This window comes from Arenibacter hampyeongensis (assembly GCF_002909255.1).
Lineage (GTDB): Bacteria > Bacteroidota > Bacteroidia > Flavobacteriales > Flavobacteriaceae > Arenibacter > Arenibacter hampyeongensis.
Map to the genome: position 1 here is coordinate 664351 of NZ_PIOB01000002.1, position 13324 is coordinate 677674.

General features: G+C 38.8%; 9 protein-coding genes. 7 read left to right on the plus strand and 2 right to left on the minus strand.

Going from position 1 to position 13324, the window contains the following annotated elements:
- Positions 1 to 18: 18 nt before the first annotated feature.
- Complete coding sequence (locus CWD91_RS07740; RefSeq protein WP_103440385.1) at positions 19 to 3039, minus strand: tetratricopeptide repeat protein; 3021 nt, start codon at positions 3037 to 3039, stop codon at positions 19 to 21.
- Between the two features lie 147 nt (positions 3040 to 3186).
- On the opposite strand from CWD91_RS07740, the gene CWD91_RS07745 reads away from it, so the two are divergent.
- The 4 genes from CWD91_RS07745 to CWD91_RS07760 all read left to right on the plus strand — a co-directional run bounded on the left by CWD91_RS07745 (position 3187) and on the right by CWD91_RS07760 (position 6576).
- On the plus strand, positions 3187 to 3870 hold the full coding sequence (locus CWD91_RS07745; RefSeq protein ID WP_103440386.1) for a cell division ATP-binding protein FtsE: 684 nt from the start codon (positions 3187 to 3189) through the stop codon (positions 3868 to 3870).
- Between the two features lie 281 nt (positions 3871 to 4151).
- Complete coding sequence (locus tag CWD91_RS07750) at positions 4152 to 4634, plus strand: hypothetical protein (RefSeq protein ID WP_103440387.1); 483 nt, start codon at positions 4152 to 4154, stop codon at positions 4632 to 4634.
- Positions 4635 to 4780: 146 nt separating this feature from the next.
- Entirely contained in the window at positions 4781 to 5818 is a 1038-nt protein-coding gene (locus tag CWD91_RS07755; protein ID WP_103440388.1) for a sensor histidine kinase, read from the plus strand.
- Positions 5815 to 6576, plus strand: a complete 762-nt coding sequence (locus tag CWD91_RS07760) for a LytR/AlgR family response regulator transcription factor (RefSeq protein ID WP_103440389.1) — start codon at positions 5815 to 5817, stop codon at positions 6574 to 6576. The genes CWD91_RS07755 and CWD91_RS07760 overlap by 4 nt, the downstream gene beginning before the upstream one ends.
- A gap of 155 nt (positions 6577 to 6731) precedes the next feature.
- Here the strand turns inward: CWD91_RS07760 and CWD91_RS07765 are convergent, their stop codons facing one another.
- Positions 6732 to 9767: a ThuA domain-containing protein gene (locus CWD91_RS07765; protein WP_103440390.1), complete on the minus strand. Its 3036-nt coding sequence runs from the start codon at positions 9765 to 9767 to the stop codon at positions 6732 to 6734.
- A 285-nt stretch (positions 9768 to 10052) separates the two neighbouring features.
- On the opposite strand from CWD91_RS07765, the gene CWD91_RS07770 reads away from it, so the two are divergent.
- The 3 genes from CWD91_RS07770 (at position 10053) to ppgK (ending at position 13300) form a co-directional block, all read left to right on the plus strand.
- Positions 10053 to 10868 (plus strand): NUDIX hydrolase, encoded by an 816-nt coding sequence (locus CWD91_RS07770; RefSeq protein WP_103440391.1) that lies wholly within the window; start codon positions 10053 to 10055, stop codon positions 10866 to 10868.
- Positions 10869 to 10923: 55 nt separating this feature from the next.
- Complete coding sequence (locus CWD91_RS07775) at positions 10924 to 12417, plus strand: sulfatase (protein ID WP_103440392.1); 1494 nt, start codon at positions 10924 to 10926, stop codon at positions 12415 to 12417.
- Positions 12418 to 12547: 130 nt separating this feature from the next.
- Positions 12548 to 13300: a polyphosphate--glucose phosphotransferase gene (ppgK, locus tag CWD91_RS07780; RefSeq protein WP_103440393.1), complete on the plus strand. Its 753-nt coding sequence runs from the start codon at positions 12548 to 12550 to the stop codon at positions 13298 to 13300.
- Positions 13301 to 13324: the final 24 nt, after the last annotated feature.

The following is a 13324-nucleotide window of genomic DNA, read 5'->3' on the forward strand; positions in this document are numbered from 1 at the left end:
TCTTTTTGCAAGGAATTTTTAATTTCCATCTGTACTAATGGAGGAATTGCTTTGGGCTTCTTTGGCCTTAATTATGGATGACTCTTGTTTGGCTTGGGCCACAATAGTTGGAAAATCACCAAAATTGGCAATAACGCTGTCCAAAATATAGGTAGCTTGGAAAGCATCTCCCAAGGCGTAGAAATTTTTGGCCATAACGATCAACCCTTTGGCGCTCCATTCCTTATACCCTGCGTAATCCTTAGCCAATTTTTGAACCGAAGCATTGGATGCCTCGTAATTTTGGGCCTTATTCTTAAAATAGGCGTCATAATAAAGTGCCTCTGCCGCCAAATCTCCAGTTGCAATTTTCAACACTTCCGCATACGCCTTTTCTGCCCTGCTTTCATCCTTGGTCTTAATGGCCGATCTCGCAATCATTATTTGGGCATCGCTTTTTATGCGGTTGTCTATTTTGGTATTGGACAACACTTTTCCAGCATATGTTATGGTCTTGCCATAGTCTGACTGCTCGTAATAACCTTTCATTAAATTGGATTGGGCAAAGGTGATGTTCTGCTGAATTTCAGCCTTGGACTCCAATTGTACCAAGTATGGAATGGCGGTAACATAATCATTCTTGCTTACATAGATCTCACATACCCTAGTAAGGGCCTGTTCGGCGTATTCATTGGTGCCTTTACTGGCTACATTTTCGAAATAGGGCAAAGCTTTATCCTTTTGGCCCTTTCCAAAATACAATTGTGCCAAATTGAAATTGGCTTTTAAGGTATTTAAACCGTTTGGAAATTGTTTAACATAGCCTTCATAGCCCTTTATGGCAGCATCCTGATTGCCTTCTATATATTGTTTGTCCGCAGATTCAAAAGTGGCATTGTCCAATTCGGTATCCGTTACCTCCACAAAGTCAAGTCCTTTTACCCACTGGGCATATTCATTCACCCTGCCCAAGTCCACATAAATTAGTTTTGCCGTGGTTACGGCCTGAAGTGCTTCCTGGGTGTTGGGATGATCCCTGACCACCGTTTTAAATTTGGCCAAGGCCTGTTCGTTTCTATTGGCATTATAATGCACCAATCCCTGACGCAACATAGCTTGCGGTACCAATGCACTTCCTCTATAGTCTCCGATCAATTGATCGTAAAGTTGTAACCCTCTTTCAGTATTGTTGGCTCTCACATAGGAATTGGCCAATTCAAACATAGCATCATCCTTAAGGGTCGAGTTGGGATATTTGGAAACGAAATTGGAAAGCTCCTCAATCTTCGTGGCACTCCTGTCCACAAAACCATAACTCAATGCTTTTTGGTAAGCAGCGTAGTCGCTCTCCGGAATATTTCTAGCTATAGCCTTGTTATAAGTTTCAATGGCAGGCCAATACTTACTACTCACAAAATAACTATCGCCCAATCGCAGGTAGGTATCGTTTAATTTTTCACCATCGTTGCTGGTCTCCGCATAAGTGGAATAGGCGGCTATAGCATTGGTATAATCTCTTAACTTGAAGTAGGTATATGCCAAATTATAATTTAAGTCCTTGAATTCAGGGGTGGATTTAGCACTGGGAATGGATTTAAATTGAAGGAATCCCGCCAAAGCATCATCAAAGTGATTCATATTGTACTCCGATTCCGCCTTCCAAAAACTTGCCCTAGCCTTAAAGTATTGGTCTTCCGCATTGTCCAATGATTTTTTAAATACGTCAGACGCCTGCTCATAGTTCAGCTCCAAAAATAATTCCACCCCTCTGTAAAAGGATACTTTTTGATAAGTTGCCTTGCTGGCGAAATTTTTATTTTTTTCCAGAAGGTCCATCGCCCCGGCAAAATTCTTTGAAGTAATATAAGAATCTACCAATAGTTCCTGTATCTCCTCTTTATGGGTGTCATTGGGGTATTTTTCCAAATAAGTTGTCAAAACTTTGGGTACCGGTTCGTATGCATTCCCTATTTCATAACTCAATCGGGCATAATTTAGATACGCATCCTTTTGAATTTCTGCGCTAAAATCCATTTGGGAGGCATTTCTAAAGGCATTTAAAGCCTCTTGTTTTTTATCCAATTTTAAATAACATTCCGCCAAATGATAATAGGCATTTTGAGAAACATCATTACTCCCATCAATTATCTTATTGAACTGTTGTATCCCATTGGCATAATCGCCTTGCATATAGTAAGAATAGCCCAGGAAATAATAATCTGTATTGCTCCACTTACCCCTTTTACCCTTGTATTCAGTTAAATAAGGTATGGCATTGGCGTATTGCTTTAGATTGAAATAACTTTCGCCAATAATTTTGTTTAGCTCTGATACCTCAGTTCGATCCGATTTTGGCAATTGTTTTTTCGCCAAGGCGATGGCCTCTTCAAACTTGCCCAATTTAAAGTTCATATCTGCCTGATAATAAGACAGTTTTTCCTCCAGCAAATCTTGATCGGCTATCTGATCAAAACGCTGATTGGCCTGTGCATAATCATCTTGCTGATACGCTATATACCCCAAGTAGTATTTGGCCTGTGAACCATAAGTGGGCGAGGTTGTGACCTGATTTAGATAACGCTCCGCATCCTTAGGCTTGTTGGATGAAAATAAGGCGTATCCATTGTTAAAATTGAAGCGTTCCTTGTCTTTTCTGGACATGGAACTCTGATCTACTTTACCGTACCATTTTAAGGCATAGGGATATTTTCCAGTTTCAAAATAATAATCGGCCACATCAATATAGGCAGAATTGCGCTTGGTGGAAGTAGGGAACTTTTCTACAAAGTCCTCCATTAACCTGTCGGCCCCCAACTGATTTAGGCGAATAGCGGCCGTCGCGGCATAATACGCACTGTTAGCCTGGGTTTCTTCATCCCTGGTATTGTTTTTTACTTTGTCAAAGATAGTCTGAGCTGCTTGATACTGTTTATTGTTATACAAGGCCAAAGCTTCCTGGTAGTCCTTTTGGTCAAAAGTATAAATTTTAGATTCTTGGGCTTTCGCATAAAACAAAGACCCAAAAAAACACAGTATTACAGCGGTTTTTTTTCTTAGCATAATGTTCTCTAGAAGTTAAGAATTACCGTAATTAAATTATATAACGGTAAATATTGTCCTCAAGTATATGATAAAGAAAAAGATTTTTTAAGAAGATTTGATTTATTTCCAAAGGAACTTATTACATTTATATCAACATTAAAAATTATGAGCGAAAGCATATTGCAGCTGAAGGATGTAGCCGTATTTCAGGGAGAAAATTTAGTATTGAACGATATCACCCTGGAAATAAAAAAAGGGGAGTTCGTGTATCTTATCGGGAAGACGGGCAGTGGAAAAAGTAGCTTTATGAAAACTTTATATGGTGACCTCCCGTTAAAACAAGGGAGCGGTCACATTGTAGATTTTGATCTTACCACTTTAAAGGAAAAAGAAATTCCTTATTTGAGAAGAAAACTGGGAGTTGTTTTCCAGGATTTTAAATTATTGCCTGATCGCAACGTCAACAACAATCTACTTTTTGTGCTTAAGGCAACCGGCTGGAAGGACCGGAGCGAAATGAATGCAAAGATTGAAGATGTCTTGGACAAAGTAGGCATGAAAACAAAAGGTTTTAAATTTCCTCATGAACTTTCGGGCGGGGAACAACAGCGTATCGCCATTGCACGAGCCCTACTGAATGATCCAGATCTAATTCTGGCGGATGAACCTACAGGGAATCTAGACCCCCAGACCAGCGTTGAGGTAATGAAGGTACTTCAGGATATCAACAAAACGGGAAGGACCATTCTTATGGCCACCCACGACTATGCCCTTATTCTTAAATATCCATCAAAGACATTGAAGTGCGATGGCAATAAGGTGTTTGAAGTCATACAAAGGGCAGTTTAAATTTTAATAAGAGATTATACCCTAGTCCATACCCACCATTTTTTTACAAAACTCACCCTAAACAGCTAGTCTTATTAATGGCTTATCTGCTTGTACATACGGCGTACGACACCAGTTTATGGCCTTTTTTCCCAAATCTGGTTCACTTCAGTTAAATCCAAAGTCGCTTCACCCTTCATTTTGTACACTTCACTTATTTACCACCCTTAAGTCATCAATGCTCCCTTTATATTTGTACTAGGAATAAAACATATATCAAAATATTCATAAAATCAAATAATATGAAAAACGCAACTCTATTAATAAGTACCATACTAATATCCCTTTCACTGTTTTCTTTTTCAGGGAAGGACAAATGTTTAAAATCTGATGACATCAACTGTTATATCGAAACCCATAACCCCTTTGCGGAAGGCTTACTTATGGATGAAGAAGTAAGAAATTTAAGCTTGGATCAAATCACCCTTATTGATGAGGAGGAGGAAATTAACCTAGGATTCGATACGGCCAACTACCTTCCCTTTGGATTCGATGCTTATGCTGGGATGGAATTAGACCTAAATAGTATTATTGTTGAGGAATTGGATGAAGAAATTGTATTGGATTTTGATCCGGCAAAATATCTACCACTTGGTTTCAATGCCTATGACGGTATGGAACTAAATCTTAACGATATTGTTTTGGAAGAATTGGAGGAGGAAATTAATCTTGGGTTTGAAGTGAGGAATTATCTTCCAAAAGGATTTGACCCTTATGCCAAATAAAGAATAAATTAGTAATACTAAATATAGGCCCTTGACACTTCTCAAGGGCTTTTTTTTTACGCAGTGCCAATAGAGCTATTAAAATCTATGCTGCGAACTATGATAGGGATGATTAATGAAGTATATTTAAAAATAACAATGTTAAAATGGAAGCTCCAAAACAGGTTAAACAGCTCGAAATAATAAAGATTGCATTACTCATCGCTGTTTTGGTGACCCTTCCTCTGACCATATCCCTTTTCAGGTCAACCGGGTTTAATAAAGAGATTTTCTCCAGTGAGCTGTTTGTTGATCTTGATCTAAAATTCTGGTTTTTCTTCCTTTTTTCCTGGACTGCACTTCAGTTCAACACCAATTTTATTTATCGCATCCCTAAAAAGAACCGCTTGGTGGATTGGGGATTGAGGCTTGTGGGCAATATTGTAATTCTAGTGGCCACAATTTCTATTCTAAATATGGTTTACCCTATTTTTATTGACAAGGACATTTCTAACAGGGAAGAGGATTTTCAAGATTTTATATTCATCGTTGTCCACATCATCATACTTTTTATTTCCAGAATTTTAAGGCTTAAAATTATTCAGGGTGAAAGTATTCTGGAAAATGAACATTTAAAACAACAAAACCTTCAAAATGAACTTTCTGCCCTAAAGAATCAAATCAACCCGCATTTTCTTTTCAATTCCCTAAACACACTTAATTCCCTTATACGAGACAATAAGGAGGCTACCATGTTTGTTAAAAAGCTTTCCTTTATGTACCGCTATATATTGCAAAGCGGGGATAGAGACCTGGTCCCTTTAAAAGACGAACTTAAATTTCTAGAAAGCTATACCTATTTAATAAAAACAAGATACAGGAACCGTTTTCAAATAGATATCGCCATTGATGAAAGTTATCTAGACAGAAAAATTCCACCCTTGGCATTACAATTATTGGTAGAAAATGCGGTAAAACATAACGAGATTTCCGAAACACATCCATTAAAAGTCCTCATCTACTCACAGGGCCAATGCATTTATGTGGAGAACAAAGTACGGGCGCGGACCACATTGGCGGAAGGTACCGGTACCGGACTTCTAAATCTTTACAAACGTTATTATATGATAAGAAAGCAACAAATTATTGTGGATAAACAAAATGATATTTTCCGCGTAAAGTTACCTTTGAATAAAATGACATGAAAGTAGTAATTGTAGAAGATGAAATGGCGGCAAGTGAAAACCTTGTCTATATGCTCAAAAACTTGGAGGATAACATTGAGATATTGGCCGTGCTCGACTCTGTAAAAACCTCCGTTGATTATTTTTCCCAAAATCAGGGGGCCGACCTGGTTTTTATGGATATACATCTGGCCGATGGGCTGTCATTTGAAATTTTTGATGCCATAAAAATTGATGCTCCCATAATCTTTACTACTGCATATGACCAATATGCCTTAAAAGCCTTCAAACTAAATAGCATCGATTATTTATTAAAACCCATAGATGAGGATGAGTTGGAAGAAAGCCTACTTCAATTTAAGGAGCAAAAAGAAGGTAAAGGTCTTATTTCCAATCAAGTCGAAGGATTACTGCATTTATTAAAAGATCAGAAAAAAGGCTACAAATCAATGTATTTGGTCCATCACAGAGACGAATTGATACCAATAAAGACTGAAAAAATTGCCTACCTATATATAGATAACGGAATTGTTAAAGCGGTAACCAAGGAAAAACAAACTCATTTCATAGAACAAAAATTGGAAGACATTGAAAATGAACTGGACCCGTCCAATTTTTACCGTCTAAACCGCCAATTTATTGTTCAAAGAGATGCTATTTCTGGGATCAAACAATATTTTAACGGAAAACTTATCGTTAATGTTATCCCGACCTATGAAGAGCGGGTAATTGTGAGCAAAGCCAAAGCTGCCGAATTTAAAAATTGGATGAATCATTAAACTGCTGGGCATTAAACAACTTTCAACACAAGGCCATAAAACAAGTTCAAGCTCTTTTAATTCCATCTACCGGACCAAAAAAACTCAATCCGTCAAATGTCCATAACTTAACCTTTACGCCCAACTCCATAAAGTAATGGACCAAAAAATGCCCCTTACTTGCCTTCGACATTGTTTGTATTAGAGTCTCCTTGCAATACAACGGATTTAGATCCCGTCAACGGCTTAACATTGTTTTCCCCATTATCCGTATAACTGGCCGTAATCACCATTACAGTTGCTCCCTTTGTAGGATTTGGAACTATGCTTCCCTCTGCCGGTAATGATTTCTTCTTAACGGCCGTACTTGCAAGGGATTGGATATACATTCCTATCTGTCTGGATTCATCCTTGGTCATATTGGGATGTGCAGGCATGGTTACTTCTCCCCAAACACCACTACCCCCGGAAATTATCTTTCCCTGCAGATAGCTTAGTCCCTTTTTATCGTCCTTGTACTTTTCAGCTATGTCAGTATACATCGGCCCAATAGATTTTTCCTTTTCTTTATGACAGGTTTTACAGTCCAATGCCAATGTCAAAGCCTTTCCTGTAACGGCAGCCGAAACTTCTTGATGTCCCAAAGAAAGTGAAGCTTCATCCAAACCATCCATATAATCTACGGAAACAAAAATATTGTCCACATCGATCGCGGATCCACCTGGATCAATAACGGAAACTTTATAATTCAAAGCCACCCCTGGCATAAAAAAAGAGGTGTTACCTCCACTGATATCTATAGACACTTCCGGTCTGGTATTTCCGGCAACAATGTTTAGAACTTCACTTTTGGCCGATGCCTCCTGATTATCCACCACAGTGGCAGAAACATTATAATCCCCTGCATTTTCATAGGTATATACTATATCCGGTGTAGCGGTTTCCTTGGTTTCACCATTCCCCAAATCCCACACATAGGTCATGCTATCCTGCTCCCTATCCCTTGCCTCTACTTTTGCATTAATAGTCAAAGGAAGTTTTCCGGATGTTTTATCAACAATAATATTTTCGATTATGGGAGGTCTATTGCCCCCATTGAATTCTATATAGCTCAATGCAGAATCATCATTTTTAGAAAACCAGCCACTGCCATACTCCAAGAGATATACTCTACCATCAGGACCAACCTCCATATCTATGAGGTTATTTACCTTAATATGATCCGCAAAAGGTTCCATCTTATTAAATTCCCCATTGGGAAATAAGCTAACCGCCATCATCCAGCCTCGTATCCAATCATAAACCAATACTTTACCATCGTAATACTCCGGCAGGGCATTGGGACCATTGTAGAGATCAGAATAGTACACAGGTCCCGCCATAGCGTTCCTTCCTCCAGTACCGGTTTGCGGAAATTCCTGGGATTCCACATAGGGATAAAAACCATAGGCCGGCATTGCTTCAGGAAGTTCCCTAAGCCCCGTATTATTTTTTGAATCGTTAATAGGTTTTTTTGGATCAAAGGCCTCTCCGCTCTCGCCCGTAGCATAATCATAGCTACGGTATGGCTTGTTATCCGCTACGAACAATGGCCAACCAAAATTTCCAGCTTCCCTAGCCTGATTCATTTCATCATAACCTCTGGGTCCTCTAGTATCTAAGCTATCAACCCTAGCATCAGGCCCCACATCTCCCCAATATAAATATCCCCTTTTGGGGTCAACAGAAATCCTATACGGATTACGATGGCCCATAGTAAATATTTCAGGTCTGGTCTTGGCAGTTCCTTCAGGGAATAAATTTCCTTCCGGAATACTATAACTTCCATCCTCATTTACCTTAATTCTCAATATTTTACCTCTAAGATCATTGGTATTTCCGGAAGATCGACGCGCATCGTACTGTTCTTTTCCCGGAATGTCGTTTAAGGGAGCAAAGCCACTATTCACATATTTTACCCCTTTTTCACTAAAAGGTGTGGAATTGTCCCCTGTAGATAAATACAACATATTATCCGGTCCAAAAGCTATTGATCCACCGGTATGGCAACATATCTCGCGCTGGCTATCCACTTCAAGAATTATCTGTTCCGTAGTGGTTTCCAAAACATCGTTCTCAAATTTAAACCTGGACAAACGGTTTACCCACTTATCGCCTGTTGGGCTGTAGAACAAATAAATCCAATGGTTGGTTTCAAAATTGGGGTCTTTCTGCAAACCCATTAATCCTTCCTCCGCATTGGCATTTGCAGTCAAAGTCTTGTTATAAACATCCAAATAACCAACTTGCGACAACTCTTTGGTTGCTGCCTTGTACAACATTATTTCACCCCTTCTTTGGGAAATTAAGACATCATTATTAGGTAAAATTGCCATTTCAGTAGGCTCAAAAAATTCACCATATTTTAAAGGAACTTTGGTAAAGCGATCGGTATCGGGAGGAATCTGGGTAGAAACCTTTGTATAATCCAAGACTTCATTCTTTCCTATGGCATATTGAATACCTCCCAACAGATGTTTTAAATACAACGATTCGGAAAAGCTTTCCTCGGTGTGGCCCAAGGCCGTATAAAAAGCACGACCGCCATCGTATTCGTGATACCAGCTCATGGGGTGATGATCACCGTTGATACCTCCCTCATAACTCTTTTCGTCAACGGTCATCAAAACGTGTACGTCCGGATTTATTTTCTTAAAATTATAGAGCTCATCGGTGCGATGCCAGATAGTATCGGCAAACATGTTGGTAGCACTAAAAGAGTTGTCCTTAATAACAAAATCAGCTTCTGGTGTCCCTGCTGGATGACTTGCAAAATAAGCTCCGACCAATCTACCATACCAATTCCAATCATATTCGGTATCTGTAGCGGCATGCACACCAACGAAACCTCCACCTGCCTGAATATACCTTTCAAAGGCGGCCTCTTGTTTAGCATCCAATATATTGCCCGTGGTACTCAAAAATACTATAGCAGAATACTTTTTTAGGTCTTCATCATTAAAGATATCGGCATTTTTTGTAGTATCCACACTAATATTGTTTTCCTGCCCTAATTTTTGAACTGCTTCCAATCCTTTGGGTATGGAAGAATGTTTAAATCCCATAGTTTTGGAAAAAACCAAAATTCGGGGTTCGCCCTCCCTTTTCTTGCTATCACAAGAAGTAAATAATAACATAAAAACACCAAGGATAATGGCAAAGTAATTTTTCATCGATACGATATTAAAAAGATTGTTTGGATCTAACTGAGAAGCTTAATTTATACATAATGGAATTGGAAGTCGAAAAATCAAAAGGACATAGCTCATTTTTAAAATAATAAACAATATGCCATACCCGAAATTTTGAATTTTTCAAATATAGCATTTATTTAATATTATTGCAGCTACACTTTTAATTATTGAAAGGCTTGCATTTTTTCCATTCCCAAGATCACATTCAAAAGGCTTCACTTCTGCGAAAATTATTTTATACCTTTAAGCAACCAACCAAGGCCAATGATTTTAAAAAAACAAATCTATAAGGTAGACAAAAAGGTGAATCCGTTAATTGGGATCCTCCTGTTCTTCATCTCTATATTTTTACTCCTATTTACCTTCCCTTTAGGTTTTATATATGGTCTTTTTCATGGTTTATTCAAAAAGGGTATTGTAGGATTGTCCGAGTATCTTCTAAAAATTGCCATATCCATAGATCAACTGGGAAATGTTGGGATGCAGCATTTTTTAAACCTGGTATGGATCAAAAAGGGAGGTTATAAATTTGGCAATAGGGACGAGACTATTTCCAGTGCCCTTGGCCGTAACCATAAGTTGGGGACACTCACCAAATTTGGAACAGCCATAGATCAAATTTTGGATTTTATTGACAAAAACCACTCCCTAAATTCCATTGATTACTATATTGAACCTTCGTCCGAAATCATAGATCACTTGGCATGGGTGCATATCGTGGACCAAAAACTATTGGCCATAATACCTAAAGGAAGGAACAACTGTATTCTTCCAGGGGGAAAAAAAGAACCAAAAGAGTCGGATGCAATGGCCCTTTCAAGAGAAATTAAGGTTGAACTAGGCATAATTTTAGAAATCTCCTCCTTTGAACATTTAGGGATTTTTGAAGCGCGGGCCGATAATAACCAACCAGGTATTTTGGTCAGATCAACCTGTTATTCCTCCGAATATACTGGAGAACTTGCCATAATACCTCAGGCGGGTGAAATACTATGGTTGAATTATAAAGACAGGGAAAAAGTATCCGAAGTTGATAAATTGATTTTTGATTACCTCAAAGACTCAGGCCGGTTGATTTGATATTATTCCAGTCCCTATATTTACAATCATTTTAACCCAATTAATTTAATTTGCCATGCCAATCTCTTTCAAAAAACCATTTTGCCTACTGGCAATTCTAGTATTCCTGGGAAGTAATCTGCAATGCAAGCAAGCACCAAATCCGCCCAATGTTTTATTTATTGCAGTGGATGATCTACGAACAGAATTGGGCGCTTATGGCCATACGATAGTTCAATCGCCCAATATGGATGCCTTGGCGTCCGAAGGATCAGTTTTTACCAATCACTTTGTACAGGTCCCAACCTGTGGTGCATCAAGATATGCCCTATTAACCGGCATGCGCCCCAGCAAGCCATTACATTTGAGAAACGATGCCATTGAAAAAGAAATATCCAATGCAGCGGAAAACAAAGTTCCAGAAACCTTTATCCACCATCTTAAAAGGAATGGTTACTACACTGTTGGCATTGGTAAGATAAGTCACTCTGCCGATGGTTTGGTATATGATTATGAAGCACCGGTATCCAACAAAAAAGAATTGCCCCATAGTTGGGACGAGCTATTATTTGATGCCGGGAAATGGGGTACAGGTTGGAACGCATTTTTTGGTTATGCTAACGGAGAAAATAGGCAAAGCCTAAAAAAACAGGTGAAACCATATGAGGCTGGGGAAGTGGATGACGAGGGTTACCCTGATGGACTGACCACTAAATTGGCCATTTCAAAACTTAGGGAACTTAAAGATAAGAAACAGCCTTTCTTTATGGGCGTTGGTTTTTTTAAACCCCATCTGCCATTTAATGCTCCAAAAAAATATTGGGCCCTATACGATCGGGAACAAATACCTCTTTCACCCAACCCGAATATCCCAGAGAACATTAGTTTAAAGAGTCTACATGAGAGTGGGGAATTTAATGGATATGCGCTTGGTGAGGAAAAGTCAAGTCTATCCAATGCCGTATCCGATGAATACGCCAAAAAATTAAGACATGCCTATTTGGCTTCCATAAGCTACATAGACGCGCAAATAGGGATGATTTGGGATGAATTAAAAGTGCTGGATCTCGATAAAAATACCATTATTGTGATTTGGGGCGACCATGGCTGGCATTTGGGAGACCAGAGCGTTTGGGGAAAACATACATTGTTTGAAAATGCCTTAAAAAGTGCCTTGATCATTAAATCACCTTTTGAGGGAAATCAGACCAAAAAAGTGGAATCCATTGTTGAAACCGTGGATATTTACCCAACGATAATGGAACTTTGCAACATTGGTATGGAACACAAAATAGATGGTGAAAGCTTTAGCGATAGTTTCACAGGCGCTACACAAAAAGAGGATCAGGTGGCATACAGCTATTTTAGAAATGGAATTTCGTTGCGGACCAAAAAATATAGATTAACCAAATATTTCAGACAGGAAGAACCTACCATTGAACTTTACAATCACAACACAGACCCTAATGAAACCGAAAACATAGCCCAAATGAATCCGGACATAATTGAATCACTTATGCCGTTGCTGGAAAAAGGGAATACGGGATTGTATGGAAAAACTAAAAAATAAGCTAATCTCGCGGAACAATTGGACTAAAAAGAAGGCTCAACAAGTTTACAAAACTGGGCGCATGAAACATTGATACTTTAACTCACAAAAGTTTTTTGTTACTTTGTTCGTAAATATTTTAATTTAATACATGGAAATCCTCGGAATAGATATCGGTGGCTCAGGCATAAAAGGAGCCTTAGTAAACATGGAAACAGGTGAAATGATTACGGAGCGGTTTAGAATACCCACTCCAAAATCACGTAAACCAAAACCAATGGCCGAAGTAGTAGCCAAAATTGTACAACATTTTGACTACAAAGGACCCATTGGCTGCGGATTTCCAACAGTTATAAAAAATGGTATTTGCAAGACTCCGGGGAATCTTCATAAGAAATGGGCAGGAGTAAATGTGAACGAACTGTTTAGTGAAGCTACCGGTTTACCTGTAAAAGTGGTCAACGACGCCGACGCGGCAGGATATGCGTCTATGAACTTTGGTGTAGGAAGGGGCAAGGAAGGTCTTGTAGTGATGATTACCATAGGAACAGGGCTGGGCAGTGGTGTTTTTTTTAACGGAGAATTGATTCCAAATTTTGAGTTGGGACAGATTCCATATAAAAAATATGATAAAATTGAACTTTGGGCAGCAGCTTCCGCTAAAGAAAAGGAAGAACTTAGTTATAAAAAATGGAGCAAACGCTTTAATGTCTTCTTGGAGTTGGTTGAATTGATCGTTTCTCCCGATCTAATTATTCTAGGTGGGGGAACCTCCAAAGACTGGGACGAATTTAAGGATTACATAAGTATTGAAACTCCCGTAATTCCCGCAGAATTACAAAATCATGCCGGGATTATCGGTGCCGCTGCCGCGGCCTATAATAAAAAAGAACTAGTACAGTAAAGACATTTCATTGGAAATAGACAA

Excerpts from the sequence above, each read along its gene's own strand:
- CWD91_RS07740 (WP_103440385.1), bottom strand. The coding sequence starts at position 3,039 with ATGCTAAGAAAAAAAACCGCTGTAATACTGTGTTTTTTTGGGTCTTTG.
- CWD91_RS07745 (WP_103440386.1), top strand. The coding sequence starts at position 3,187 with ATGAGCGAAAGCATATTGCAGCTGAAGGATGTAGCCGTATTTCAGGGA.
- CWD91_RS07750 (WP_103440387.1), top strand. The coding sequence starts at position 4,152 with ATGAAAAACGCAACTCTATTAATAAGTACCATACTAATATCCCTTTCA.
- CWD91_RS07755 (WP_103440388.1), top strand. The coding sequence starts at position 4,781 with ATGGAAGCTCCAAAACAGGTTAAACAGCTCGAAATAATAAAGATTGCA.
- CWD91_RS07760 (WP_103440389.1), top strand. The coding sequence starts at position 5,815 with ATGAAAGTAGTAATTGTAGAAGATGAAATGGCGGCAAGTGAAAACCTT.
- CWD91_RS07765 (WP_103440390.1), bottom strand. The coding sequence starts at position 9,767 with ATGAAAAATTACTTTGCCATTATCCTTGGTGTTTTTATGTTATTATTT.
- CWD91_RS07770 (WP_103440391.1), top strand. The coding sequence starts at position 10,053 with ATGATTTTAAAAAAACAAATCTATAAGGTAGACAAAAAGGTGAATCCG.
- CWD91_RS07775 (WP_103440392.1), top strand. The coding sequence starts at position 10,924 with ATGCCAATCTCTTTCAAAAAACCATTTTGCCTACTGGCAATTCTAGTA.
- ppgK (WP_103440393.1), top strand. The coding sequence starts at position 12,548 with ATGGAAATCCTCGGAATAGATATCGGTGGCTCAGGCATAAAAGGAGCC.